This window comes from Kitasatospora sp. NBC_01302 (genome assembly GCF_035976515.1).
In the GTDB taxonomy this organism is placed as follows: domain Bacteria; phylum Actinomycetota; class Actinomycetes; order Streptomycetales; family Streptomycetaceae; genus Kitasatospora.
On record NZ_CP108404.1, the window covers coordinates 1,123,512 to 1,149,134 of the forward strand.

26 protein-coding genes and 1 tRNA gene are annotated in these 25,623 nt (G+C 72.4%); 16 read left to right on the top strand and 11 right to left on the bottom strand.

Going from position 1 to position 25,623, the window contains the following annotated elements; genetic code table 11:
- Window positions 1–36 precede the first annotated feature (36 nt).
- Both OG294_RS05005 and OG294_RS05010 read left to right on the top strand, forming a co-directional pair.
- Entirely contained in the window at window positions 37–1,005 is a 969-nt protein-coding gene (locus tag OG294_RS05005; RefSeq protein ID WP_327065163.1) for an alpha/beta fold hydrolase, read from the top strand.
- A gap of 63 nt (window positions 1,006–1,068) precedes the next feature.
- On the top strand, window positions 1,069–1,395 hold the full coding sequence (locus tag OG294_RS05010) for a hypothetical protein (protein WP_327065164.1): 327 nt from the start codon (window positions 1,069–1,071) through the stop codon (window positions 1,393–1,395).
- A 241-nt stretch (window positions 1,396–1,636) separates the two neighbouring features.
- Here OG294_RS05010 and OG294_RS05015 read toward each other — a convergent pair.
- Window positions 1,637–1,723: transfer RNA gene (locus OG294_RS05015), tRNA-Leu, on the bottom strand.
- A 101-nt stretch (window positions 1,724–1,824) separates the two neighbouring features.
- Between OG294_RS05015 and OG294_RS05020 the strand changes: the two genes are divergently transcribed.
- The 7 genes from OG294_RS05020 (at window position 1,825) to OG294_RS05050 (ending at window position 6,263) form a co-directional block, all read left to right on the top strand.
- Window positions 1,825–2,535 (top strand): N-acyl homoserine lactonase family protein, encoded by a 711-nt coding sequence (locus OG294_RS05020; RefSeq protein WP_327065165.1) that lies wholly within the window; start codon window positions 1,825–1,827, stop codon window positions 2,533–2,535.
- Between the two features lie 175 nt (window positions 2,536–2,710).
- Window positions 2,711–3,037, top strand: coding sequence for a thioredoxin (trxA, locus tag OG294_RS05025; RefSeq protein WP_327065166.1), 327 nt, complete (start codon window positions 2,711–2,713; stop codon window positions 3,035–3,037).
- Window positions 3,038–3,271: 234 nt separating this feature from the next.
- Window positions 3,272–3,826: a DoxX family protein gene (locus OG294_RS05030; RefSeq protein ID WP_327065167.1), complete on the top strand. Its 555-nt coding sequence runs from the start codon at window positions 3,272–3,274 to the stop codon at window positions 3,824–3,826.
- 126 nt (window positions 3,827–3,952) lie between these two features.
- Entirely contained in the window at window positions 3,953–4,522 is a 570-nt protein-coding gene (locus OG294_RS05035) for a dihydrofolate reductase family protein (RefSeq protein ID WP_327065169.1), read from the top strand.
- A gap of 97 nt (window positions 4,523–4,619) precedes the next feature.
- Window positions 4,620–5,426, top strand: coding sequence for a VOC family protein (locus OG294_RS05040; RefSeq protein WP_327065170.1), 807 nt, complete (start codon window positions 4,620–4,622; stop codon window positions 5,424–5,426).
- A 240-nt stretch (window positions 5,427–5,666) separates the two neighbouring features.
- A complete protein-coding gene (locus OG294_RS05045; protein ID WP_327065171.1) occupies window positions 5,667–5,906 on the top strand; it encodes a hypothetical protein in 240 nt (79 codons plus the stop codon).
- Window positions 5,907–5,918: 12 nt separating this feature from the next.
- Complete coding sequence (locus tag OG294_RS05050; protein ID WP_327065172.1) at window positions 5,919–6,263, top strand: DUF1036 domain-containing protein; 345 nt, start codon at window positions 5,919–5,921, stop codon at window positions 6,261–6,263.
- A 52-nt stretch (window positions 6,264–6,315) separates the two neighbouring features.
- On the opposite strand, the gene OG294_RS05055 is transcribed toward OG294_RS05050, so the two are convergent.
- On the bottom strand, window positions 6,316–7,350 hold the full coding sequence (locus tag OG294_RS05055; RefSeq protein ID WP_327065173.1) for an SDR family NAD(P)-dependent oxidoreductase: 1,035 nt from the start codon (window positions 7,348–7,350) through the stop codon (window positions 6,316–6,318).
- Window positions 7,347–8,522 carry a UDP-N-acetylglucosamine--N-acetylmuramyl-(pentapeptide) pyrophosphoryl-undecaprenol N-acetylglucosamine transferase gene (locus OG294_RS05060; RefSeq protein ID WP_327065174.1) on the bottom strand — a complete coding sequence of 392 codons (1,176 nt, stop codon included), beginning with the start codon at window positions 8,520–8,522 and terminating at the stop codon, window positions 7,347–7,349. The genes OG294_RS05055 and OG294_RS05060 overlap by 4 nt, the downstream gene beginning before the upstream one ends.
- Before the next feature lie 98 nt (window positions 8,523–8,620).
- Between OG294_RS05060 and OG294_RS05065 the strand changes: the two genes are divergently transcribed.
- The 3 genes from OG294_RS05065 to OG294_RS05075 all read left to right on the top strand — a co-directional run bounded on the left by OG294_RS05065 (window position 8,621) and on the right by OG294_RS05075 (window position 11,050).
- Window positions 8,621–9,187, top strand: a complete 567-nt coding sequence (locus OG294_RS05065; protein ID WP_327065175.1) for a TetR/AcrR family transcriptional regulator — start codon at window positions 8,621–8,623, stop codon at window positions 9,185–9,187.
- Between the two features lie 49 nt (window positions 9,188–9,236).
- Complete coding sequence (locus OG294_RS05070; protein ID WP_327065176.1) at window positions 9,237–10,022, top strand: SDR family NAD(P)-dependent oxidoreductase; 786 nt, start codon at window positions 9,237–9,239, stop codon at window positions 10,020–10,022.
- Window positions 10,023–10,132: 110 nt separating this feature from the next.
- A complete protein-coding gene (locus tag OG294_RS05075) occupies window positions 10,133–11,050 on the top strand; it encodes an NADP-dependent oxidoreductase (RefSeq protein ID WP_327065177.1) in 918 nt (305 codons plus the stop codon).
- 27 nt (window positions 11,051–11,077) lie between these two features.
- On the opposite strand, the gene OG294_RS05080 is transcribed toward OG294_RS05075, so the two are convergent.
- From OG294_RS05080 to OG294_RS05090, 3 genes are all read right to left on the bottom strand, one after another.
- A complete protein-coding gene (locus OG294_RS05080) occupies window positions 11,078–11,995 on the bottom strand; it encodes a polysaccharide deacetylase family protein (RefSeq protein ID WP_327065178.1) in 918 nt (305 codons plus the stop codon).
- Window positions 11,996–12,133: 138 nt separating this feature from the next.
- Complete coding sequence (locus OG294_RS05085) at window positions 12,134–13,357, bottom strand: chitinase (RefSeq protein WP_327065179.1); 1,224 nt, start codon at window positions 13,355–13,357, stop codon at window positions 12,134–12,136.
- A 165-nt stretch (window positions 13,358–13,522) separates the two neighbouring features.
- Window positions 13,523–14,473, bottom strand: a complete 951-nt coding sequence (locus OG294_RS05090) for a DMT family transporter (protein ID WP_327065180.1) — start codon at window positions 14,471–14,473, stop codon at window positions 13,523–13,525.
- A 105-nt stretch (window positions 14,474–14,578) separates the two neighbouring features.
- On the opposite strand from OG294_RS05090, the gene OG294_RS05095 reads away from it, so the two are divergent.
- From OG294_RS05095 to OG294_RS05105, 3 genes are all read left to right on the top strand, one after another.
- Window positions 14,579–15,526, top strand: a complete 948-nt coding sequence (locus tag OG294_RS05095; RefSeq protein WP_327065181.1) for a LysR family transcriptional regulator — start codon at window positions 14,579–14,581, stop codon at window positions 15,524–15,526.
- Window positions 15,527–15,594: 68 nt separating this feature from the next.
- A complete protein-coding gene (locus tag OG294_RS05100; RefSeq protein ID WP_327065182.1) occupies window positions 15,595–17,328 on the top strand; it encodes a glycerol-3-phosphate dehydrogenase/oxidase in 1,734 nt (577 codons plus the stop codon).
- 28 nt (window positions 17,329–17,356) lie between these two features.
- Complete coding sequence (locus OG294_RS05105; protein ID WP_327065183.1) at window positions 17,357–18,190, top strand: MIP/aquaporin family protein; 834 nt, start codon at window positions 17,357–17,359, stop codon at window positions 18,188–18,190.
- A 58-nt stretch (window positions 18,191–18,248) separates the two neighbouring features.
- On the opposite strand, the gene OG294_RS05110 is transcribed toward OG294_RS05105, so the two are convergent.
- Window positions 18,249–19,232 (bottom strand): phospholipase D-like domain-containing protein, encoded by a 984-nt coding sequence (locus OG294_RS05110; protein ID WP_327065184.1) that lies wholly within the window; start codon window positions 19,230–19,232, stop codon window positions 18,249–18,251.
- A 301-nt stretch (window positions 19,233–19,533) separates the two neighbouring features.
- Here OG294_RS05110 and OG294_RS05115 point away from each other — a divergent pair, with 301 nt between their 5' ends.
- Window positions 19,534–20,166: an AAA family ATPase gene (locus OG294_RS05115; protein WP_327065185.1), complete on the top strand. Its 633-nt coding sequence runs from the start codon at window positions 19,534–19,536 to the stop codon at window positions 20,164–20,166.
- A gap of 16 nt (window positions 20,167–20,182) precedes the next feature.
- On the opposite strand, the gene OG294_RS05120 is transcribed toward OG294_RS05115, so the two are convergent.
- The 4 genes from OG294_RS05120 to OG294_RS05135 all read right to left on the bottom strand — a co-directional run bounded on the left by OG294_RS05120 (window position 20,183) and on the right by OG294_RS05135 (window position 25,504).
- Window positions 20,183–20,986 carry a hypothetical protein gene (locus tag OG294_RS05120; protein WP_327065186.1) on the bottom strand — a complete coding sequence of 268 codons (804 nt, stop codon included), beginning with the start codon at window positions 20,984–20,986 and terminating at the stop codon, window positions 20,183–20,185.
- A gap of 121 nt (window positions 20,987–21,107) precedes the next feature.
- Window positions 21,108–22,925 carry an alkaline phosphatase family protein gene (locus OG294_RS05125; RefSeq protein WP_327065187.1) on the bottom strand — a complete coding sequence of 606 codons (1,818 nt, stop codon included), beginning with the start codon at window positions 22,923–22,925 and terminating at the stop codon, window positions 21,108–21,110.
- 162 nt (window positions 22,926–23,087) lie between these two features.
- Window positions 23,088–23,750 carry a response regulator gene (locus OG294_RS05130; RefSeq protein WP_327065188.1) on the bottom strand — a complete coding sequence of 221 codons (663 nt, stop codon included), beginning with the start codon at window positions 23,748–23,750 and terminating at the stop codon, window positions 23,088–23,090.
- Window positions 23,747–25,504, bottom strand: a complete 1,758-nt coding sequence (locus tag OG294_RS05135; protein ID WP_327065189.1) for a sensor histidine kinase — start codon at window positions 25,502–25,504, stop codon at window positions 23,747–23,749. The genes OG294_RS05130 and OG294_RS05135 overlap by 4 nt, the downstream gene beginning before the upstream one ends.
- Window positions 25,505–25,623 lie beyond the last annotated feature (119 nt).

The window sequence follows — 25,623 nt, forward strand, 5'->3', positions numbered from 1 at the left end:
CAGCTGTGACGCTTCGTCAGTTCGGGGGAGAACGACATGCCAAACGAGGTACGAGCGCGGCGCAACCGACCGGGCCGGGTCTCGCGGGTCGCGCTGGGCGCGGCCGTCGCGCTGGCGGCGACGGTGTCCGTGGCCGGTTTCGCGCCCGCCTCGGCAGCCGACCGCGGCGCGGTGACGCTGCCCGCCGGCGGCATCCTGACCGCACCGACCCGGATCGCCCACACCGCGGCCGGGGACGTCGGCTACCGCGAGGTCGGCACCGGCAGCCCGATCCTGCTGGTCGCCGGCCACAACGCGACCATGGACACCTGGTCGCCCGCCTTCGTGGACGCACTGGCCGCCCACCACCGGGTCGTCGTCTTCGACAACGCGGGGGTCGGCGCCACCGCCCCGGTCTCCCCGCCGACCAGCATCTCGGCGATGGCCGACCAGACCGGCGCCCTGATCAGCACCCTCCGGCTGCACCGCCCGGCGGTGCTCGGCTGGTCGATGGGCGGCATGATCGCCCAAGCGCTCGCCGTGCGCCACCCCGCCCAGGTTGGCCGGCTCGTGCTGGCCGCCACCCAGGCCGGCACCGGGGCCTCGCTGCCCATCCCCCCGGCAGCCGCGGCCGCGGCGGACAGCCCCGACCCGGCCGTGGTGCTCTCGGTGCTCTTCCCGCCGGACCAGCTCGCCGCGGCCCGGGCCTACGGCGCCGGCCTCCTGCAGTACCCCAACCGCTACGCGGTCTCCGCCCCCACCAGGGCCGCCCAGGACACGGCCATCGCCCAGTGGATGGCCGGCCAGGACCGGGCAGGCCGCGACCTGCACCGGATCCACGTGCCCACCCTGGTCGCCGACGGCACCCTGGACGCCCTCGACCCCACCGCCAACAGCCACCTGCTGCACGACGGCCTGCGCGACGCCGAGTTGCTCCTCTACCCGGACGCGGGCCACGCCTTCCTCTTCCAGGACACGGCCGCCTTCGTCCCCGCCGTCGAGGCGTTCCTCCACCACGGTCGCTAGGGCCGCGTCAGGCCGTTGAAAGCAGTGCCGCCGATCGACACGTCATCCACCCGGAGGATTGCCATGATCGAGTCGCTGCCCGCGGGCGCAGTCGTCCGCGCCTCGCGCGCCACGTTCGACCCGAGCCGTTTCGCCGAGGTCGACGCCCTGTCGACGAAGCAGACGGAGTACCTGGCCCCGGCCGTCGAGCAGTTGCCCGGGCTCATCCGCTTCTCCGCGGGCGTCTCGCCGGACGGCTCGATGCTGCAGGTCAGTGTCTGGGACTCCGAGGAGCATTCGGCGCAGCTGAATCACCTCCGGGAGATGGTCCTCGTCGCGCGCGGGGAGATGGAGACGGTCGGCGTGACGGTCAGTCCGATCGTCACCTACCCCGTCAGCTGGACCATCTGACCTGATCCGGCGCGGACGGTCGGCGGACCTGTCGGCCTGAGCGCGGCTCTCGGCCTGGGACTCGGGGTCGCATCGCACGGGAGCCGTCATCGCCGAGCCCGGCAACGCCTTTCGCCGCCTGGCGCGAACAGATCCGGCCCCCGGCGAAGCCGCAGGGGGCCGAAGCACGTTCTGCAAAGCGATGGGGCCGGTCAAACCGACATACTGTCGGTTTGACCGGCCCCATCGGGTCGGTTGACCCTGGTGCGCGAGGGGGGAGTTGAACCCCCACGCCCTTGCGGGCACTGGAACCTGAATCCAGCGCGTCTGCCTATTCCGCCACCCGCGCTCGGTGTTGATGTAGATACTAGCGGATCTTTCGACCACTCCGCACACCCCGCACCCGCCCCCACCACGGGCGCAGCCGGCCGGGACTGGCAGCATGGGCGGATGGCGACGAACACCACGGTGCACCGGCTCGACCTCGGCTACTTCGTCCGGCCTGCGGCGGAGGCCGGCGGGCCGCAGCCGCGGGTCGAACCGGTGCTGGGCCATCTGCTGCGGCACGAGCGGGGGCTGATCCTGTTCGACACCGGGATCGGCGGTGGCGATCCGGAGACCGAGGCGTACTACCGGCCCCGGCGGCGGGCGCTGCCGGCGGCGCTGGCCGCGGTGGGGGCCACCGTCGAGGACATCGACCTCGTGGTCAACTGCCATCTGCACTTCGACCACTGCGGCGGCAACCCGCTGCTGCGCGGCAAGCCGGTCCTGGTCCAGCAGGTGGAGCTGGCCACGGCCCGCCGCGGCGACTACACCATCGACGCACTGGTGGACTTTCCCGGCGCCCGGTACGAGGAGCTCACCGGCGAGGCCGAGATCTGGCCCGGGGTGCGGGTCGTCCCGACGCCCGGACACACCGAGGGGCACCAGAGCCTGGTGGTCCGGCAGGGCGAGGGCTCGGTGGTGCTGGCGGGCCAGGCGTACGACTTCGCCTCGCAGTTCGCCTCGGACGAGCTGGCCCGCCGGGCCCGGCTCGACGCCGTGGCGGAGCCGCTGCCCGACTACCGCGCCTGGCTGGACCGGCTCGCCGACTTCGCCCCGGAGCGGGTGCTGTTCGCCCACGACTGCTCGGTCTGGGAACCGCCGCACGGCAGCTGGTAGACCGGCCCCGGCGACGCCCGGGGCGTCCGACACGCGATGGCATGGTGCCGGCCTCTGTCGGTCCCGGCGGTGGATTGGGGAGGATGGACCCGCACACCCCTGTTGCGGTGTCCCGCACTTCGCGCTCGTCCCGGCGCTGTGCCCACGCCGCCGACGTATCGAAAGGCAGCCCGCCATGGCGCTGAAGAGCGTGACCGACACATCCTTCGACCAGGACGTCCTGGCCAGCGACAAGCCGGTCCTGGTCGACTTCTGGGCCGAGTGGTGCGGCCCGTGCCGGCAGATCGCCCCCTCGCTGGAGGCGATCGCGGCCGAGCACGGCGACAAGATCGAGATCGTGAAGCTCAACATCGACCAGAACCCGGTCACCGCCGCCAAGTACGGCATCATGTCGATCCCGACCATGAGCGTCTTCCAGGGCGGCGAGGTGGTCAAGACCATCGTCGGCGCCAAGCCGAGGGCCGCCATCGAGCGCGACCTCTCGGCCTTCCTGGCACTCTGACGCCTCACCAAGTCCCCGACGGGACCGGAGGGCAGCCCTCGGCCTTCGCAAGGGCCGGGCCCCGGAGCGCGAGCGAGCGCTTCGGGGCCCGGCCCTTTCTGATGCCCTGTCAGGCCTGCGGAGCGCAGCGGACCGGACACGGAGCGGTAGTTCAAATTCGAATCATGGGGTACGATTCGGTCATCGTTCGAATTTGAACCACCCTTCCATGACCTTGCCGAGAGGACCTGCTCCATGACGTCCCCCGCCACCACGGCCACCGCCCGCGCGAACCCCGACGCCGCCACCGGACACGCAGCAACCGCTCACGCCTACGACGCCGGCCTGCTGCTGCTCCGGATAGCGCTCGGACTGACCATGGCCGCCCACGGCTCGCAGAAGCTGTTCGGCTGGTTCGGCGGCGGCGGCCTCACCGGCACCGGGAAGTTCTTCACCATGAGCGGCTACCCCGCCGGCAAGGCGATGGCCGCCGTGGCCGGGCTGAGCGAGACCCTGGGCGGCCTGGGCCTGGCCGTCGGCCTGCTGACCCCGTTGGCGGGCGCCGCCCTGGTCGGCACCATGCTCAACGCCCTCGCGGTCAAGTGGGGCGGCGGCTTCTTCGCCCCGCAGGGCGTGGAGTACGAGCTCCTGCTGACCGCCGCCGCAGCGGGCATCGCGCTGACCGGTCCCGGCCGCTACGCGCTCGACCGCTTCGTCCCGGTGCTGCGCGCCCACCGCCTGGCCTACGGCGCGGGCGGCGTGCTGCTGGGACTGGCGGTCAGCGGCATCGTGCTGCTCATCCGCAACTGACGCCCGGCGCGCCCTCACCGGGACGGGGGACCCGCCCGTGCCAGTCTGGTCGACGGCAGCCCCGCTCCCCCGACAAGCCCCGAGCTCGACGAGCCCCGAGCCTGACAAGCCCCGGCGAGGACCGCGATGCGAAAGATCATCCTGTTCATGTCCGTCTCCCTCGACGGCTTCATCGAGGGACCGGAGCGGCAGATCGGCTGGCACAAGGTCAGCGAGGAAGTGCACAACCACATGAACGAAGAGCTCCGGGGCATGGGCGCCTTCGTCAGTGGACGGGTCACCTACGAGCTGATGGCCGGCTACTGGCCGACCGCCGACGCCGACCCGGTCGCCACTCCGGCGATGGTCGAGTTCGCCGGCATCTGGCGGGAGATGCCGAAGATCGTGTTCTCCCGGACGATGGACCGGGCCGACTGGCACACCAGCATCGTCCGGGAGGTCGACCCCGAGCGGATCCGCGCCCTCAAGGCCGAACCGGGCGGCGATCTGGCGCTCGGCGGCGCCGACCTGGCCGCGGCGTTCCTGCGGCACGACCTGATCGACGGCTACCACCTCCTGGTCCACCCGGTGCTCATCGGCGCGGGCAAGCGGCTCTTCTCCGGCTTCGACACCGAGCTCGATCTCCGGCTGACCGGCACCAGGACCTTCGGCAACGGGGTCGTCCTGCTCCGCTACCAGCGCGCCGTGCCGGGCTGAGCCGGGCACACGTACGGCCTCCAGAAATGGCGGGCCGGGCGGCGCGGGGCAAAGGTGGCGGAGGGGAGAAGCCCACCCTCACCCTGGAGGCCCCGTCATGCCCGAAGTCACCGGCCCGTACGCACCCGGCACCCCCTGCTGGGTCGACCTCATGACCCCCGACCAGCAGGCCGCCCTCGACTTCTACCGCGACCTCTTCGGCTGGCAGGGCGAGGTCGGCCCGCCCGAGACCGGCGGGTACGCGGTCTGCACGCTGAACGGCAAGGCGGTCGCCGGCATCATGGCCGCGCGGAACCCGGACGGCAGCACGCCCGACCCGATGCCGCCGACCGTGTGGACCACCTACCTCGCCACCGCCGACGCGGAGGCCACCCAGAGCGCGGTCGCGGCCAACGGCGGCCAGGTGATGATGCCGGTCATGGACGTGATGACGATCGGCCGGATGGCGGTCGTCGGCGACCCGGCCGGCGCCGTCTTCGGCATCTGGGAGGCGCGGGAGTTCAGCGGCGCCGGCGTGGTCAACGAGCCCGGCGCGATCATCTGGAACGAGCTGAACACCACCGACCCGAAGACCACCGCGGCCTTCTACGACAAGGCCCTGGGCATCAGCGTCAGCCCGATGGAGGGCGCGGAGGGCTACTTCTCCCTCTCCGTGGGGGGACGTCCGGTCGGCGGCCTGCAGGGGCTCGCGAACATCGAGGGCCTGCCGCCGGGCACCCCCTCGCACTGGCTGACGTACTTCGCCGTCGACGACACCGACAGCACGGTCGACGCGCTGATCCGGGCCGGCGGCAACGTCCTCAAGCCGCCGTTCGACATGATGGCGGGCCGGATGGCCATCGTGCAGGATCCGCAGGGCGCCACCTTCGCGGTGATCAAGGTGAACGCCACCGACGCGTCCTGACACCGGACGCGGGCACAGCACGGTGCCGCATCGGACCCGGGGCAGTCCCGGTCGGATGCGGCACCGTGCTGTGCGATGGCCGGCGAAACAGCGACCGCAATTCAATTGATTATCACAATGGATGACCTTTAATCATCGCCCACGAACTCTGGCCAGCGCACTCCCTCCACTCCTATTCTCGAACCAGGCCGACCGCACTCGGTGTGCGGCAGCCGACCGGTGTGGAAGGAGCTCTGCCTGATGGCCAATGATTCTCCGGAAAACCTCCCCGTCGATCCCACCTCGAGCGTCGATCCAGGGCAGCTGACCACTGCGGCCGGGCAGACGGCGGGCATCTCCCCCGAGCTGGCCAGCTCCACCCAGGGAGCCGTCCGGCTGGAGCACGCGGGCGCGATCTCCGTGGTCGTGGAGCCGACGACGGCGGCACAGACGAGCACCGGCCCCGCCTTCCGGCGGCAGCCGACCCAGTCCGGGCGCTGAGGGGCGGGCCGCATGCTGCGTTTCCAGAACGGCTACTCCCAGACCATCAATGTCATGATCGAGCGCTACGACGCGAGCTGTCAGCCGACCCCCTGGCACCGGACCGGCTGGTGGGTCATCCAGCCGGGCGGGTCCGCGGTCGCCTACGGCGGGGATCTCGCCGCGCTCAACCGGTATTGGTACTGGTACGCCTTCGCCGTGGACAACACCCAATGGTCCGGGCCGTACCCCGAGAACGTGCCCTATTCGGAATTCGACTGGTGCCCGGACACCGCCGCCGACCCGTCGATCAATATCGGCATGCGTGAGCTGGATGTGAACGGTGCGTCGAACTGGACGCTGAACCTGGTCCTCTGAGGCAACTGGTCCGAGGCAGCAGGTCTGAGCCGGCGGGTTCGAGCCCGTCGGCTCAGACCTGGTAGCGGCCGGGGGCGAGCAGGTGCAGGTGCTCGGCGACCCAGTCCGAGGTCCGCTGCAGCCCCTCGGCCAGGTCGACCCGGGGCTGCCAGCCGGCCAGGCGGCGGGCCTTGGTGTTGTCGGAGAGCAGGCGTTCGACCTCGCTGCCGCCCGGGCGCAGGCGGCTGGGGTCGACGACGATCTCGGCGTCGCGTCCGGAGGCGGCGATCAGTGCCTTGGCGAGGTCGCCGATGGAGACCTCGCTGCCGGTGCCGAGGTTGACGACCTCGCCGAGGGTGCGGTCGGCGCGGGCGACGGCGAGGAAGCCCTCGGCGGTGTCGGTGGCGTAGGTGAAGTCCCGGGTGGGGGTGAGCGAGCCGAGTCGCACCTCGCGGGCGCCGGAGTGGAGTTGGGCCAGCACGGTGGGGATGACCGCGCGGGCGGACTGGCGCGGGCCGTAGGTGTTGAAGGGCCGGACCACCGAGACCGGCAGCTCGAAGGCGTGCCAGTAGGAGAGCGCCGCCATGTCCGCGCCGATCTTCGAGGCCGAGTAGGGCGACTGCGGCTGCAGCGGATGCTGCTCGCTGATCGGCACGGTGATCGCGCTGCCGTAGACCTCGCTGGTGGAGGTGTGGACCAGGCGGGCACCGTGGCGCAGGCAGGCGGCGGCGATGTTCTGGGTGCCGACCACGTTGGTCTGCACATACGCCTCGGGCGCCTGGTAGCTGTAGGGGATGCCGATGAGCGCGGCCAGGTGGAAGACGGTGTCACAGCCGTCCACCGCGTCCAGCGCCCGCCCCGAGTCGCGGACGTCACCGGCGAACATCTCCACCGGGCTGTCGGGGTCGGCCAGGTAGCGCGCCAGGTAGCCGCGCTCGGCGTACGGCTTGTAGTGCACCAGCGCCCGCACCCGGGCACCGCGCTCGACCAGCAGGTCGACCAGGGTGCTGCCGATGAAGCCCTCGGCACCGGTGACGAGCACCGTGCGCCCGCTCCAGTCGTGCGCGATCATGCGGTCGTTCATGCGGTCGTTCATGCGGTCGTTCATGCGAAACTCCGTGCGTCGTTGGTCGGTTGGTGGCTGGGGGCGGTTCGGCCGATGATGCGCAGGACCTTGGCGGCGAGCAGGTCGGCTGCCTGGGCGTGGGTGCCGGGGTCGGCGGCGCGGCTCATGGTGAGCAGGCGGGTGGGGTCGGCGAGCAGTGGTTCGATGAGGGTGGCGAGTGCTTCGCCGGTGCAGGCGTGGTCGGGGAGGAGGAGGCCGGCGCCGGCGTCGGAGAGGACGCGGGCGTTGTGTGTCTGGTGGTCGTGGGGTGCGTGGGGGTAGGGCACCAGGACGGCGGGCAGGCCCACGCTTGCGAGTTCGGCGACGGTGGCGGAGCCGGCGCGGCAGATCATCAGGTCGGCGGCGGCGTAGGCGAGGTCCATCCGGTCCAGGTAGGGCACGGCGACGGCCACCGGGTTGTCGGCCAGCCGACTCCGGACCTCGTCGAGTGCGGCCGGGCCGGTCTTGATCAGCAGGCGCAGGTCGCTGCGGTGGCGCCAGCGGGCGGCCAGTTCGACGGCGGCCTCGGTCAGGCGGGCGGCCCCCAGGCTGCCGCCGTTGAAGACCACCAGCCGCACACCCTCGGGCACCCCGAACCACTGCCGGGCCTGGGCCCGCAGCGCGCCCCGGTCGAGCCCGGCCACCGCGCCCACCAGCGGCATGCCGACCGTCTCGGCCCGCACGCCGGCCGGCAGGTGGGCGCGGGTGCGGTCGAAGGCGAGGGCGATGTGCGGGGTGAGCCGGGCCGCGAAGCGGTTCGCCCGCCCGGGCACCGCGTTCGACTCGTGGATCACGCTGGGAAGCCCGGCGAGCCGGGCCCCCACGATCACCGGCGCACTCGGGTAGCCGCCCATCCCGACCGCCACCTGCGCACCCTGTGCGCGCAGGATCTCCCGGCACTGCCGCCCCGAACTCAGCAGCGCGGCGGGCAGCAGGTAGCGGCGCAGACCGAGCGACGCGTCGAACGGGATCATGTCCACCGTGTGCAACCGGTAGCCCGCCTCCGGGATCAGCCGGGTCTCCAGCCCGCGCTCGGTGCCCACGAACGAGATCACCGCTCCCGGATCGGCCCGCCGCAGCGCCTCGGCCAGGGCCAGGCCCGGATAGATGTGCCCACCGGTGCCACCGGCTCCGATCACCACCGACAGGGGTCGGTCCTCGTGCTCTGTCCTCATGCCCAGCAGCCTGCTTGGACGGTCTAAGAGAGTTCTCAGAGCCGGATGACCGGGCCGACCTGCCGAACATACTGACAATCTATGCAAAGATTGTCAGCATGTTCGACGACGAGAAGGTCGAGGCGATCCTCGACGCGGCCTACGACTCCTTCCGGATCCACGGAGTGCGCCGCACGACGATGGACGACATCGCCAAGCGGGCGGGGATGTCCCGACCGGCCGTCTACCAGTACGTCCGCAACAAGGAGGACGCCTTCCGTCGGCTGGCCGAGCGGATGCTGCGGGAGACCCTGGAGCAGATCCGGGTCGCCCTGGCGACGCCCGGGCCGCCCGCGGAGCGGCTCGTCGCGGCGCTGAGCCACAAGATCGAGCTGGTCCTGCGGGTGTGGCGGGAGAGCCCGCACGCCGAGGAACTGCTGGGCGAGAGTGCCACCTTGACCGCCGAGCTGCTCGGCGACTTCCACGCCGCGCTGCACGCCGAGCTGACCGCCACCATCGGCGCCGAGCTCCCGGACACCGATGCCGGGGAGTTCGCCGAGCTGCTGCTCGCGCTGGCCCACGGCCTCGAAGTCAGCTCGGCCGATCCCGAGATCCCGCTGCGCCGCCTGCGCCAGGGCGTGAGCCTGCTCGTCGCAGGCCTGGCCAGGTCGCCGCAGCGCCCGTGACCCCCGGGCACCCCCGCCCGACCCCCTCTTTCCGGAAGGCAACGACCCCATGGACCTCATCGGCCGCACCGTCCTGATAACCGGCGCCAGTTCGGGCATCGGCGCCGCGTTCGCCGACGCGTTCGCCGCCCGCGGTGCCCACCTGATCCTGGTGGCCCGTCGCGAGGAGCGCCTCACCGCGCTGGCCGACACCCTGCGCGCCCGGCACGGCAACGACGCCCGCGTCCTGGTCGCCGACCTCGGCCTGCCGGGCGCCGGCGCGGCCCTGGTCGCCGAGACCCGGCGGCTGGGCCTTACCGTCGACGTGCTGGTCAACAACGCCGGCTTCGGCTCGCACGGCGACGTCGTCGACACCGAGCCGGAGCGGCTGACCGGCCAGATCCAGCTCAACATCACCGCGCTGACCGACCTGACCCGCGGCTACCTGCCGGACATGGTCGAGCGCGGCCACGGCGCCATCGTCAACGTGGCGAGCGCGGCGGCCTACCAGCCCGTCCCGCACATGGCGGTCTACGCGGCCACCAAGGCCTTCGTCCTCAACTTCACCGAGGCGCTGTGGGCCGAGACCCGGCACACCGGCGTCCGCGTCCTGGCCCTGTCGCCGGGCGCCACCGAGACCGAATTCTTCGACGTCGCGGGCGAATCGGCCCGGGTCGGCCGCCAGCAGACGGCGGCGGCCGTGGTGGCGCGGGCGATGCGCGCCCTGGACCGGCGCACCGGCCCCGGCAGTGTGGTCAGCGGTCTGCCCAACATGGTCACCGCCGCCACCGTGGGGCTCTTTCCCCGCCGCCTGAGCCTGCTGGTCACCGAACGCCTCACCCGCAGCCGCGCCTAGCGCATCCGGCCCGTGAAGTCGGGGCATAGCCGGGGCCCGGCCGCTGTTGCAGCGAGGTGTTGCGGCAGGACGGGCCCCGGGATCGGGGCCGCGACGACGAGGAGCTGAGCATGCCGAAGGCAGTGCGGTTCAACGAGTACGGCGGCATCGAGGTGCTGCAGGTGGTGGAGGTGCCGCTGCCCGAGCCGGCCGAGGGGCAGGTGCTGGTCAGGGTCAGGGCGGCAGGCATCAACCCCGGTGAGGCCAGGATCCGCACCGGCAGCCTGCACGAACGCTGGCCCGCCACGTTCCCGTCGGGCCAGGGCAGCGACCTGGCGGGGACGGTGGAGAAGCTCGGCCCCGGGGTGACGGCGTTCGGCGTCGGCGACGAGGTCGCCGGGTTCACCGATCTGCGGGCCAGTCAGGCCGAGTACGTGGTCACCGACGTCCGGGAGTTGACGCCCAAGCCGGCCAACGTGCCGTGGCAGGTGGCCGGTTCGCTGTTCGTCGCCGGGACGACGGCCTACGCCGCCGTGCGCTCGGTCTCCCTGCGGCCCGGCGACACCGTCGCGGTGTCGGGGGCGGCGGGCGGCGTGGGGTCGCTGGTCGTCCAACTGGCCAAGCACGCCGGGGCCGAGGTGATCGGGATCGCCGGGCCGGCCAACCACGACTGGCTGGCCGCCCACGGCGTCAAGCCGGTCGCCTACGGCGAGGGCCTGGCGCAGCGGCTGCGCGAGGCGGCGGGCCGGATCGACGCGTTCATCGACACCCACGGCGACGGTTATGTGAAGCTCGCCGTCGAGCTGGGCGTGGCGGTGGACCGGATCGACACCATCATCGACTTCGCCGCCGCCGCGGAGTACGGGGTGAAGGCCGAGGGCAACGCGCAGGCCAGCAGCGCCGAGGTCGTCGGCGAGCTGGCGGCGCTGGTCGCGGACGGCGCGCTGGAGGTGCCCATCGCCGCGGAGTTCCCGCTGGCGGAGGTCCGGGCCGCGTACACGCAGTTGGAGGAGGGACACACCCGGGGCAAGATCGTCCTGATCCCCTGACCGGCGCCGCCCTCGGGGCAGCACCCGTCAGGCACCGTCCGGCAGGGTGAACCGGTAGCCGGCCTCGACGAGTTGGGGCAGGTAGACGCGGAGCGCGTCGACGGTCTGGGAGCGGTCGCCGTCGCTGCCGGGGGCGGTGATCAGCCCGTCGGTGAGGGCGCCGTCGTGGTTGAGCACGATGGATCCGGTCCTGATGTCGGTGAGCACGCGCTGGACGATGGTGCCGGCCCCGGGGTTCGACCAGTCCTCGGGGTCCACGTCCCAGCAGACCGAGCGCAGCCCCATCTCGGCGCAGACCGCGTAGGAGTTGCGGGTGAAGTGCCCGCCGGGCGCACGGAACAGCACGGGCCGCTCGCCGCAGGTGTCCGCGATGATGTCGCTGGTGCGCTGCAGCTCCCGGCGGACCCCGGCCTTGGACAGCGTGCCGAGGTCGGGGTGGGACCAGCTGTGGTTGCCGATCCGGTGGCCCGCGGCCACCACGTCGCGCACGGTGTCGGGGTACCTGCGGACGTTCATGCCGATCATGAAGAACGTCGCGGTGACCCCGTACTTGTGCAGGATCTCCAGGACCCGTGGTGTGTCGATCGGGTTGGGCCCGTCGTCGAAGGTCAGGGCCACCGTCTTCGGGCCGGCGTGCACCATGGTGTCCGCCTCCCCGGCAGCCCCGGCCGGGTCGGCGGGCGGCACGGTGCCGGCCGCGCTCGGCGTGGGAGCGGGCGCGGGGCTCGCGCTCGTGGCCGCCGCACTCGTGGCCGCCGCGCTCGGGCTCGCCTCGCTCGGCTCGGCGGAGCCGGACGGATCGTCCGAGGCGTCGCCGGTCGCCGAGGCGAGGGGGGCGGGCGCCCGGGACGCCCTGACGCCGGCCCGGCCGCACGCGCACAGCAGCGTCGCGCAGCCGAAGGTGAGCACCAGACGGCGAGGTGTGATGATCTGATCAATGTTCATGTCGCTCTGACCTCCAGCGATGCGAATCCCCCTGCCACAGGCCGTCCGAGGGCTCGACGACGCCTGGACGGACGGCCCTTTCCCGGATCCCTGCCGATCCGAGCTCCCCCTTGACCCGGACACCTGACCCGGGAACGCTCAGTGCCCGACCGGGCCCCGGCACCAGACCATCGGACGCGACCAGACACTCCGGTTCCAGCCGCTCTGGCACTGACCGCCCCACAGGGCGCGCCCGTCCTGCCCGGGCGAGGAGACCGGGGTGCGGCCGACCGGCGGGCCGAGCGGGCCGCCGCAGGAGACCTGCGCGACGCCGAGGCCGGCGCAGTGCGACGGGCGCCAGTCGGGGGCGGGCCGCGGCCTGGGCCGGGTGAGCAGGTGCGAGAAGTCGGCCGGCTGCTGGGGGGTGCCGCTGCAGGTGGTGGCGAGCAGGCCGTCGGTCGAGCAGGCCTGGTCGCGGCCCACCGACCAGAAGGCGAGCAACTGGATGCCCTTGTCGTTGGCGTAGTTCACCAGGACCCGGGCGTCCTCGGTGGAGAAGACCTCGTTGGTGGCGTCGTTCACGCCGATCATCGGGGTGTTGCCCTGCATCCCCCACAGTTCGGCCGAGCTCTTCTCCGGCCAGATCTTCACCATCTGCTCGTAGAGCCCGTCGGCGGCGGTGGTGGCGACCCGGCCCATGTTCAGGTCGGGGCCGTAGTCCATGGTCATGATGTTGACCACGGAGATGGTCACGCCCTGCTTCTTGGCGTTCTGCAGCAGGCGCACCGACTCGGGTGACAGCCCGTCCGGGTTGACCGGGAGCGTGTAGTGCACGCTCAGGGTGCGGCCGACAGCGGCGTACTCCCGCTGCAGGTCGGCCAGGGCGTGATTGCGGAGGTCGACCGAGGCGGTGTCGCTCAGCGCGGCGCCCTCGATGTCGAAGTCGACCATGGTCAGGTTGAGCGCGTCGATGACCCGCCGGTAGGCGGCCTTGAGGCTGTCCACCGAGTCGCAGACCCGGGCGAGTTCGGTGCCGGCGCCACCGCCGAAGGAGGTGATGACGTCGCCGCCACCGGCGCGCAGCCGGTTCACGGCAGCCTGCCAGCCCTCGTTGGTCACGGACGTGGTGCCGTCGAAGGCACCGTTGCAGCCGCCGTCGCTGATCACGAAGGCGAGGGTGAAGTACTGAAGCCCGGTGGCCTGTTGAGCCTCGGTCAGCGAACTGCCGGGGCGCCAGGTCTCGATGTAGGGGGCGGTGTAGCGGGGCGGGAACCCCGGCCCGGGCTGGGTGGCGGCGGATCCGGATAACGGGGTGGCCAGCACGATTCCGGCGGCCAGTGCTAACGGCGCGAGGGCCGAAGCCAGACGGGGAGGGCGGCGCATGGGATTTCCTCATGGTCGGACCGGCCGGGGCATCCGGGGGCCCCAGGGGCCCGGTCGGTGTGCCACGGTCGGCGGGTGACGCCCCTTCAGGGGATCGTCAGTACGTTCATCATTAAAATGAAGAACCGTCCGGAGCACCGTACGTATGCCTCCCGCCCCCGCGCCTCACGAATCGCCGGGCGGTGCCACCAGTTCGCTCGATCGGCCCACGCCGGCGCCGACGGGACGGGCGCCGTCCGGGTGGCGGGAAGCGGCGGGGGCGCGGGTGAGCGCGACCGCGCCGACCACCAGCAGGCCGCCCACGACGGTGTTCCAGTGCACCGGTTCGGCGAGCAGCAGGGCGCCCAGCGCGGTGGACCACAGCGGGATGACGTAGGTGACGGTGGCCGCGACCGTGGTGCCCGCCGTGCGGACCAGGGTCAGGTTGAGGATGTAGGCGACCCCCGTGCCCAGGGCGCCGAGCACCAGCAGGCAGAGCGCCGCACCCGCCCCCGGCCAGTGCGGGGCACCGGCCGCCGCGGGCGTCACCAGGGCCAACTCGACCGCCGCGCAGCTGATCTGGAGGGTCGCCAGGCTGGTCGCACCGTACGGCAGACCGGTGAGGAAGCGGCGGGTGCAGGCGAAGCCGGCGCCGTAGCAGCACGCGGCCCCCAGGCAGGCCAGGCTGCCGGCCAGCTCACCGGCCCCGAAGCCCCGCCAGACACCGAGCACCACCAGCACGCCGGCGAAGCCGAGCCCGAGCCCGGCGGCCCGGCGCGGGCCGGGGCGCTCACCGGTGCCGAGGGTGAACAGCAGCGTGAACAGCGGTGTGCAGGCGTTCCACAGCCCGGCCAGCACCGAGCTGATCCGGGTCTCACCGAGCGGGAAGAGGACGAACGGCACCGCGTTCAGCAGCACCGCCACCGCCGCCGAGTGCGCCCACACCCGCGGCTCGCGCGGCACCGGCTCGCGGCGCACGGCCAGGATCGTCCAGAGCGCGACCGCCCCCAGCACGCACCGCCACAGGGCCACCCACAGGGGCGGCACTCCGGCGTCCACCGCCACCTTGATCAGTGCGAGGCTCGCGCCCCAGATCACCGACAGCAGCACGAAACCCGGCCACCACTGCCGCACCACGCCACCCGCCTCTCCCAGAACCCGTACGACCTGATGGACACACGGTGCCGGGTCGGGCAATCATGAGTCCAACAAGGACAAGTGCGGACGAGATGAGAGTTGCTCATGGCCACCGGCGTCAATCTGGCCCAGCTGCGAGCCCTGGTCGCCGTGGCGGAGAGCGGCGGGTTCGGCAGCGCGGCGGACGAGTTGCGGATCAGCCAGTCCGCCGTCTCGCACGCCGTCGCGGCCCTGGAGCGCACAGTGGGCGCACCCGTGCTGCACCGCGGCGCACGGGTGCGGCTCACCCCGCTCGGCGAGCAGCTGCTGCCGCACGCGCGCGCGGCCACCGCCGCCGCCGAGGCCATCGCCACGATCGCCGCCCGCCACCAGGGCGAACCCGTCGGCACCGTACGGCTGGCCGCACCGACCACCGTCTGCCAGGGGCTGCTGCCCGAGCTGCTGGGCGCCTGGCGGGCCGCCCACCCCCGGGTCACCGTGCGCATCTTCGAGGGCGAGGACGACGAGCTGGACGCCTGGCTGGCGAGCGGCACCGCGGACGCCGCCGTGCTGATCGACCCCGAGCCGGCGCCCGCCGGCGCCCTGCCGCTGGGTCAGGACTCCATGCACGCGCTGCTGCGCCGCGACCATCCGCTGGCCCAGCAGCCGGTGGTCGACATCCGGGACCTGGCGGACGACGCCTTCCTGCTCTCCGAGGGCGGCTGCGAACGCCAGATCCGCGAGATCCACCGGCGGGCCGGCGCCCGGTTCGCCCCCGCCCACCGGATCCGCGACGTGGGCACCCTGATCGGCATGGTGAACGCGGGCATCGGCGTCACGGTGATGCCCGCGCTGGCCCACGCGATGCTGCCGCCCGGCTGCGTGCTGGTCCCGCTGGAGCCGCGGCTGGCCCGGCGCCTGGTCCTGACCGGCCCGGCGAACCGCCCCTGGCACCCGGCCCTCGCCGCCCTGATGGCCACCGCGGCGACCGCCCTCGCACTGCCCGCGACGCAGCGCCCCGCCACCGGCGCGGCGCGAGCCACCACGCCGGTCGGGGTCGCTGGGTCGGCGTAGTGCGCGGTGGCCAGCGGATGCGGCCGGTGGTGCTCCCCCATCGAATGGAGGTGACTTGACGCCCCCAGATGGTGAGGAGCACCCTCGTGCAGCCAGTCGCGCTCTCCCCCGGCACCCGAGAAGACGCCCTGACGGCCCTCGGGTCGGGCCGTGAACTGGACATCCTGGTCGTCGGCGGCGGTGTGGTGGGGGCCGGCTGCGCTCTGGACGCCGTGACCCGCGGCCTGTCCGTCGGACTGGTGGAGAGCCGGGACTGGGCCTCCGGCACCTCCAGCCGCTCCAGCAAGCTGATCCACGGCGGTCTGCGCTACCTGGAGATGCTGGACTTCCGGCTGGTCCAGGAGGCGCTGAAGGAACGCGGGCTGCTGATCCAGAAGCTCGCCCCGCACCTGGTGCGGCCGGTGAAGTTCCTCTACCCGCTCAAGCACCGCTTCTGGGAACGCCCTTACGTGGGCGCGGGAGTGCTGCTGTACGACACGATGGGCATCACTTCCGGCAACTCCCGCGGCCTGCCGCACCACCGCCACCTGACCAGGCGTCACGCGCTGCAGGAGGTTCCGGCGCTCAAGGCGGACAGCCTGGTCGGCGCGGTGCAGTACTACGACGCGCAGGTGGACGACGCCCGCCACACCATGATGGTGGTGCGCACCGCCGCGGCCTACGGCGCACACGTCGCCAACCGCACCAAGGTGACCGGGTTCCTGCGCCAGGGCGAGCGGGTGACCGGGGCGCGGATCACCGACCTGGAGAACGGCCGCGAGTTCGAGGTGCACGCCAAGCAGGTGATCAACGCGACCGGCGTGTGGACCGACGACACCCAGGCGATGGCCGACACCCGCGGGCAGTTCCACGTCCGCGCGTCCAAGGGCGTGCACCTGCTGGTGCCGCGGGACCGGGTGAACTCCAAGTCCGGGCTGATCCTGCGCACCGAGACCAGCGTGCTCTTCGTGATCCCCTGGGGCCGGCACTGGCTGATCGGCACCACCGACACGGACTGGGACCTGGACAAGAACCACCCGGCCGTCAGCGCCAAGGACATCGACTACCTGTTGGAGCACTGCAACCGGGTGCTGGCCACCCCGCTCACCCGCGACGACGTCGAAGGCGTCTACGCGGGCCTGCGCCCGCTGCTGTCCGGCGACGCGGCGGAGACCAGCAAGCTCTCCCGCGAGCACCTGGTCGGCCACCCGGTTCCGGGCCTGGTGGTGATCGCCGGCGGCAAGTACACCACCTACCGGGTGATGGCCAAGGACGCGGTGGACGAGGCCGTGCGCACCCTGGAGGGCACCCAGCCCGGGCCCTCGGTGACCGAGGAGGTGCCGCTGGTCGGCGCCGAGGGCTACCACGCGCTGTGGAACCGCCGCCAGCGGCTGGCGGACGGCTCCGGCCTGCACGTGGCGCGGGTCGAGCACCTGCTCAACCGCTACGGCTCGCTGATCGGCGAGCTGCTGGAGCTGATCCGCACCGATCCCCGGCTGGCCGAACCGCTGCCCGGGGCCGACGACTACCTGCTCGCCGAGGTGGTCTACGGGGTCACCCACGAGGGCGCCCGGCACCTGGACGACGTGCTGACCCGGCGCACCCGTGCCTCCATCGAGTCCTGGGACCGCGGGGTGGCCGCGGCTCCCGCTGCGGCGGCGCTGATGGCCGCCCACCTCGGCTGGGACGAGCAGCAGGTGAGCAACGAGATCGAGCACTACGCCAAGCGGGTCGAGGCCGAGCGAGCGGCCCAGCACCAGCCCGACGACGCCACGGCGGACGCGGCTCGGCTGGGCGCACCCGACATCGTGCCGCTGCACTGACCGGCGTCACCAACCGAAGGAGTCCGAGGTGCTGGACCGACTTTCCGCAAGCACGCGCACGCTGACGGGCGAATTCCTCGCGGAGTTCACCGGCACGATGGTGCTGCTCCTGTTCGGGTTGGGGGTGGTCGCCCAGGTGGTGGCCGCAGGCCTGGGCGACCACGACAGCATCGCCTGGGCCTGGGGTTTCGGGGTGACCTTCGGCATCTACATCGCCGGACGGCTCTCCGGAGCGCACCTCAATCCGGCGGTCACCCTCGCGATGGCCGTCTTCAACAAGTTCCCCTGGCGCAAGGTGATTCCCTACGTGGTGGCACAGTTCCTCGGCGCCTTCGTCGCCGCGCTGCTGGTGCGGTGGAACTACACCGAGGTGCTGGCCAAGTTCGACCCGGGCCACACGCTCAAGAGCCAGTTCGTCTTCTCCACGCTGCCCGGCAACGGATCGCTGCCGATCAGCGACTGGGGCGCGCTGCGCGACCAGGTGATCGGCACCGCGATCCTGCTGCTGGTGATCATGGCGGTGACCGACCTGCGCAACAGCGCACCGCAGGCGAACCTCGGCGGTGTGGTGATCGGCTTCCTGATCGTGGCGATCGGCATGTCCTTCGGCACCGCCGCCGGGTACGCGATCAACCCGGCCCGCGACCTCGGGCCGCGGCTGGCCAGCTACCTCACGGGCTACGACCACGCCTGGCGCGACCAGTACGGGCACCTCTACTTCTGGGTGCCGATCGTCGGTCCGCTGGTGGGCGGCCTGATCGGGGCCGCGCTCTACCGCCTGCTGGTGTCGCCGTTCCTCCCCTCGCCCGAGCGCGAGGTCGGCATGGAGGTGCCCACCGCCGACCGGCCCGAGCAGCCCTGACCGGGCCGTCGGGCGGCAGCACCCGACGGCCCGGTCAGGGCTGGTGCCGGGCGCCGGATCAGGCTGGGGTGCCGTTGGCGTAGTCGCTCGCGAAGGCGTTCTCGACCACCGAGGCCACCCCGCTGTCCGTCAGGATGATGCCCAGCTCGCGGTTGTTGTCGAGCGAGTTGGTGGTGTCGTTCATCGAGCCGACCTCGACGGTCTGGGTGCTCAGGCCGTAGTCGGCGACCATCGCCTTGGCGTGCACGTAGAAGCCGGTGCTGGAGGAGTAGCCGACCACCGTGCCGCCGGCGTTCTCGATCTCGGAGATCTCGGAGGAGTACGAGGACGGGCTCTCCAGCACCAGACGCACCGTCACCCCGGCCTGCGCGCGGGCGGCGATCGCGTCGACCACGGCGCTGTCGCTGAACTCCTCCTCCTCGACGTCCAGGGTGGTGGTGGCGCCGTTGATCACGGACAGCAGCCGGTCCCGGGAGTCGGTGGGCGACCAGAGCAGGTTGTCGCCGTCGCTCGGCGTGGTGCTGGTGCCGGCGTAGTCCGCGTCGAAGACCTGCTCGATGGCCTGGACGTCGTTGGCGTCGGTGTCGAAGACGCCGTAGTCGCGGCTGGTCGAGTAGTACTTGGAGGTCAGGTTTCCGCTCAGGACGAGCGACTCGGTGCCGTCCACCGTGATGGTCTTCTGGTGGGTGTAGACGAACTGCGAGGACGACCAGACCACGCCGACGCCGGCCTGCTTCAGCGTGTTGTAGGCCGAGTCGTTGACCGACGTTCTGGTGCGGTCCAGGATCACCCGGACCGTGACGCCGGCCTGCTCACGCTGGATCAGGTCGTTGACCGCCGTGCTGTCGCTGAGCTCGTACATGGTCATGTCGAGCGTGCGGGTGGCGGAGTTGATGAAGTTGTAGATCGTCGGCTCGCTGCTGCTGAGCGAGAACGCGAACGCCGAGTAGTCGCCGGTCGCGTGGGCCGGCACCGTGGTGGCGAGGGAGGCGGCGCAGACCGCGGCCGCCAGTGCGGCACGGCGGGTGAAACGGCGGAACATCACTGTTCTCCCTGGGAGTTGAAGAGCCGTCGGCACTGGTCGGGCGACGGCTCATCCAGGACACCACGCGCGTAGACTGCCCGATAGGTCGGTCAGATGAAATTGCCATGTACATGGACCCATGAACCGTCGGATTCCTCGGCCGCTGTGACGGCCGGGTGAGGATGCGCAGCGGCGGGATGCACGGCAGCGAGGATTGCCCGGCAGTGCGGCGCCGGAGGGAAGGACGACAGTGGCGGGGATGTCGGTGCAGGCGCTGGCACCCGACTCCGGTGCCGCTGCAGCGCAGTAGGGTCTGGGCATGCTCCTGTGGATCAACGGCCCCTTCGGTGGTGGCAAGACGCAGACCGCGCACGAGATCCGGCGGCGCCTCGCCGGCAGCGTCATCTGCGACCCCGAGCACGTGGGGTTCGGACTGCACCGGATGACGCCCCCGGCGCTGCGCGGGGACTTCCAGGACCTCCCCGCGTGGCGGCAGGGTGTCTACGAGGTGCTGGACCGTGCTCTGGCCGCGCACGACGGTGTGGTGATCGCGCCGATGACGGTCGTGGAGCCGGTGTACTTCCGCGAGACGGTCGGCCGGCTGCGCGAGCGCGGCCACGAGGTCCGGCACTTCGCGTTGCTGGCCGAGCGCGAGACGGTGCTGCGGCGGCTGCGTGAGCGCGGGTTCGGGCACGCCGTGCGGATCGCCGCCGGGAAGGACGCCCCGCTGCGCCGGGAGAGCTTCGCCCTGTCGAAGCTCGACGTGTGCCTGGAGCGCCTGCGCGAGGCGGAGTTCGCCGAACACCTGTGGACCGATCGCCTCACCGTCCCGCAGGTCGCCGACCACATCGCCGCCGCTGCCGGACTGCGGCTCGCCCCGAACACCGATGGCGCACTGCGCGGGCGCCTGCGCCGGGCCTGGACCGGGGCGAGGCACATCCGGTTCGACTGAGCGGTCGTCACCGGCCTTACGAGGCAGTTCGGGTGAGGGTCAGGATGGTCTGGCCGGCCTGGACGGTCATCGCCGTGTGGACCGCGTCATCGGTCAGGCCGATGCGGCCGGTCTGCCGGACGGCCGCGTCTCCGGCGCCCGCCAGGTGCTGGCGGACCCAGGTCTCCTCGGTGGCGGTGGCGCGGTGGTTCAGCACGAGGTCGTAGCAGTCGGCGAGGCTGTCGGCCGCCTGGGCGGGCCGGGCAGCGGAGTTGTCGGTGTAGCACTCGATGGTGCGCACGCCGCCCGCGGCATCGACCCGCACCTGGACACCCAGGTCGTACCCGCCCGGCTGCTCGGCCGTGGCGGTGTCGAGGGTGCCGGGCAGAGAGAGTCCGGTGCCGTCGATGCCGGCCCGGCTGGTCCGGAAGGTCAGGCCCCAGCGCTGGGTGAGGGGTCCCGTGAGGGCGCCGATGGTGAGGCCGGGGAAGGCCGGACCGGGCCACTGGTCCGCCGTGGCCGGGCGGCGGCCGGGCGGCGGGTTGCTGGGGGCATGGGCCGCGGAGAGGCAGAACGCCCCGAACAGGGCGGCCACCAGCAGTTGGAACAGCGCGGTGGCATCCCGCCTGTACCACAGGCACAGGCCTGCGGTGAGCAGGGCCGCGACGCAGGCGGCGAGCGTGAACCGGACCAGGCTGTGGCTCTCGCAATCGGTGCCGCCCAGGGCACCGCACAGGCCGCGCCCGGCGACGGCCAGGAGGCAGAGGGCGAGCATCACCGCGTCCAGGAGCAGCACGCCCGCCACGGCCGCCGCCGTGTTGTACCTGTCCAGCGGGCCCACGGGCCGTCGCAACCTCATGTGTCCCCCCGGATGATGGTCGGCGCAGATCATCGTGACGGCCGTCGGCCTGCCGCGCAACAGTGCTGCACGGCGGGCCGACGGCTCGCGGGGAACGCGCTGCTCAGGTCACGGTCAGGGTGACCGGGCCGGCCAGTGCCGTGTACCCGTTGTCGTAGAGGTACCAGACGGCGTAGCTGCCGGGGCCGGACAGGCTGCTGGTGGCGAAGGTCAGGCTGCCGCTGCCGTTCGGGGCGTACTGCCAGGTCAGCGAGGACTTCTGACCCGGGGTGACGCCCACCGGGTAGATGCCGATCCAGTTGGTCGAGCTGGTGGTGCCCGACGGCGTCGCGTACTGGAAGGTGACGCTCGATCCGTTGGCCACGCTCGGGGTGGTGGTGCTCAGGGTGCTGGTCGGCGCCGGGGCCGAGCCGGGGACGAAGGCGTCGTTGAGCGGCGTCGCGTAGGTGTCGTTGGCGGTGATGCCGGGCAGGCCGAGCGCCGCCTCGATGGTGCGGGCGGTGCTGTAGTGGTCGTAGCGGCTGGTGCTGGTGGTGCCGGCCGGCACCGTGCCCTGGGAGCCGTCGACGATCGCGGCCACCTGGTTGTCGGGCTGGCTGCTGTCCTCGTCCCAGGTCAGGATCAGCAGCGACTTCTGCGTGGTCCAGGCCGGGGAGGAGAGGATCGGGGTCAGCGTCTGCTTCAGCCAGCCGTCCTGGGTCTGCAGGCTGGTGGCGTTGCCGTTGCCGGAGGCCTCGCCGTCGTAGTAGTCGTCGGCGGCGAGCCAGGAGAAGTTCGGGGTGGTGGCCGTGCTCTTCAGGTCGGTGGTCAGCTGGCTGGTGTCGACCAGGTGGGCGGCGCAGCGGCTCGCGTTACCGCTGATGTCGGTGTAGTTGAAGAACGGTGCGTCGTCCGGCTCGTACTTCGCGTCGTACTGGGTGGTGGTGTTGCAGGGGGTGCCCATGCCCTGCTCGTAGGCCTTCCAGGTCTTGCCGGCGGCCTCGATGGTGTCACCCAGGTTGCTCTTCGGGTCGTTGATGTTGGGGTAGTAGGTGGCGCCGGTGGTGTAGGTGTCGCCGCCCGCGACGGCCAGGTAGTTCTCGTCGCTGGGGTGGTAGACGGCGTGGTAGTCGGCCATCGAGGCGCCCTGGGCCATCAGGCTGTGGATGAACGGGGTGTCCGCCGGGTCGCCCATCACCTCGGCGTAGTCGGTGTTCTCCATCATGACCATGAAGACGTGGTCGTAGCCGGGGACCTTGGAGACCGGCGGCGCCAGGGTGGCGGCCGGGACCGGGGTGTTCAGGGTCAGCGAGAGGTTGTCCAGGTAGCCGGACTCCCCCGAGCTCTGCAGGAACTGCACCTCGACCCGGATCGAGCGGGTGCCGGCCGGGACGGTGCCGGTGCTGCTGCGGGCCAGGAACGAGGTGGCGCTGCCGCGGTCGGCCGCGGAGACGGTGGGCAGGGTGGCGGTGCTGCCGAGCTGCTGGCCGGCGCCGTTCTGGAACTGCAGCGAGACCTGGGCGTAGCCCGCGTAGCTGGTCCAACCACCCAGCCAGCCCGAGAGGTTGTAGCCGACCGAGCCGCCGTCGATCGCGCCGGCGGCGCCGGAGACGTCGACGGTCTGCGCCATCGCGCCGTCGCCCTGGTTGCCGGGGGCGAAGAAGGCGGTGCCGGGGGCCGGGCTGCTCGGGTGGGCGAAGCTGCCGGCCGAGTAGCAGATCACGTCCGGGCTGCCGGAGAGCACCGTCCAGCCGGGCATGGTGGTGGCCGCGGTCCAGTCGGTGGTGCAGTAGCCGGCCTCGGCGTCGCCGTTCACGATCAGGTTCGCGCTGCCGGTGGCCGCGCCCGCGGGCGCGGCCACCGTCACCGTGAGCAGCGCGCCCAGCAGGGCGAACACGCCGCAGAGCGCCCGCCACATCCGTCTTGTCGTCAGTCGTCCCATGGTCACTGACCCTTCCCGATCACCGTGAGCCTGTTGTCCGTGCCAGGTCATGAGTAACGGTCCAGGCTGTCCTTGGGAAGAACGGCGGGCCAACGCGCTCTGGCCGAAATGGCCGGGATATGAGGTGAGTTGTACAGACAGCTTCGCGGGACGGGGTGAGCTCTACCGGCCGTGCCAGGAGTACAGGTGCTCGGGGCGGCCGGCGGCGCCGTAGCGCAGCTCGACCCGGACGGTGCCGTCGGCGGCCAGGTCGGCCAGGTAGCGCTGGGCGGTGGGGCGGGAGATGCCCAGCCGGACGGCCAGCTCACTGGCGGTGACGGTGCCGGCGGCGGCGCGCACGGCCTCGGCTACCAGCTCGCCGGTCGGTGTGGCGCGCGGGCGGCGGGGGCGACCGCCGCGGTCGGTGCCGTGCAGGGCCCGCAGGGCGCGGTCCACCTGCTCCTGGTCCAGTGTGCGGTCGGCGGCGAGCTGGGCGCGGAACCGGGCGTATCCGGCCAGCTTGTCGGTGAGCGCCGCGGCGTCGAAGGGCTTGATCAGGTAGCCCACCGCGCCGCCGCCGAGGGCGGCACGCACCTGCGCGGTGTCCGCGGCGGCGGTCACCATCAGGACATCGCCGGTCAGCGCGGGCAGCACCGCGCTGCCCAGCCGGTCGGGCAGGTACTGGTCGAGCAGCACCAGGTCGGGCCGCAGTTCGGCGTCCAGCCGCACCGCCTCGGCCGCCGAGCGGGCCGTGCCCACCACCTCGAAGCCGTCCACCGCGGCCACGTAGCGGGCGTGCAGCTCGGCGACGCGGTAGTCGTCGTCCACCACCAGAACCCGGATCACCGTTCTCCTCCCACCAGTTCGTCCTGCGCGGCAAGGCCGGCCGGCCGCTCCGGATCGTCGGGGTGCGCCAGGGATCCCGGCCGCTCCAGGGTTCCGGGCCGCTCCAGGACACCGGGGATCCTGGCGACGAAGACCGCGCCGTGCCCGGCCCCGCCGGTGCGCTCCAGCCGCAGCTCGCCGCCGTGCTTGACGACCAACTGGCGAGCGAGCGTCAGACCGATGCCGTGGCCGTCGCGCTCCTCGGCGGACCGGGTGGTGAAGCCGCTGCTGAAGAGCCGCTCGACGTCCGCCTCGGCCACCCCGTCGCCGCTGTCCAGCACCGCGACGTGCAGCGTGCCGCCCTCCGCCAGGACGCTCAACTCCACCCAGGCGGGCCGCCGTTCACCCGTCTCGGCGGCCTTGACCGCGTTGTCCAGCAGGTTGCCGACCACGCTCACCACGTCCAGCGGATCGGTCAGCCGGCGCGGCAGATGGGAGTCCTCGTCCAGCCGCAGGGCCACCCCGTGTTCGGAGGCGGTCGCGGCCTTGGCGGCCAGCAGTCCGCGCAGATAGGGGTCGGCCAGCCGGGCGCCGTCGCGGCCCTCGGTGGCCAGCGGCGCGGCGGCCAGCTCGCGCAGGTACGAGCGGGCCTCGGTGGTGGCGCCGGTGTCCAGCAGGCCGGCCAGCGTGTGCAGCTTGTTGGTGTACTCATGGGCCTGGGCGCGCAGCGCGTCCGACAGCGCCCGCAGCGCCGAGCGTTCGCGGGCCAGTTCGTCCAGCTCGGTGCGGTCGCGCAGGGTCAGCACGTGGCCGAGGTTGCGCTCACCGCGGCGCACCGGCTGCGCGGTCACCACCAGGACCCGCTCGCCGACCACCAGCACGCTCTGCCACAGCTCCTGACGTTCCATCAAAATGCGTGCCAGGGCGGGCGGCAGGCCGGCCTCGGCGATCGCCGTCCCCGGGCGCGGCGGGATGCCCGGGATGCCCGGGGCACCCGTGGCGCCCGGGGAGCTCGGAGCGTCCAGGCCCAGCAGCCGGGCCGCCTCCGCGTTGCAGACCGTCACCCGGCCGTCCTGGTCCACCGCCAGCACGCCGTCCCCCACCCCGTGCAGCACCGCCTGCTGCTCGCGCAGCAGATCGGCGAGGTCGACCGGTTCGAGGCCGAGGGTCTGCCGCTTCAGCCGCCGGGTGAGCAGCGCCGCCGCCCCGGCGCCCACCAGCAGCGCGCCACCGGCGAAGGCACCCTCCTCGCGGATCAGCGGCGCGGCGGCGCCGAGCGCGGTGCTCAGCCGCACTCCGGTGCTGACCTCCCCGATCACCCGGCCGTCCGCGGCGCGCAGCGGCACCTTGGCCCGGGCCGAGTCACCGAGCGTGCCGCGCTGGATGGCGACCGACTCGCGGCCGTCCAGCGCGGTCGGCGCGGTGCTGACCTCCTTGCCCAGCAGCGCCGGGTCGGGGTGCGAGTAGCGGATGCCGCGGCTGTCGGTGACCACCACGAAGAGCATGCCGGTGCGCTGCATGACGGCCTCGGCCGCCTGCTGCACCTCGCCGCGCGGATCGTCGCCGGCCGCGATCCGGTCCACCACCACCGGGTTCTCGGCGGTGGACCGGGCCACCGCCAGCGCCCGCTGCTCGTAGTCCTGCTCGGCGGAGTCGCGCAGCAGCTCCGCCGTCAGCGCGAACCCGCCGCCGAGCACCACGCAGAGCACCGTCACCTGGGCGAGCAGGGTCTGGGTGGCGAGGCGGGGCCTGCGGTCGAACATACGGCGGAACATGCGGCCAGCGTACCGCCGTGCACAGAACGCACAGAACGAGCGGAAAGATTTCCGGCGACCGCAATCGACGCAATCCCCGGGGCCCTGGCGGCGGGCGGCGACGGCCACATACGGTGCCC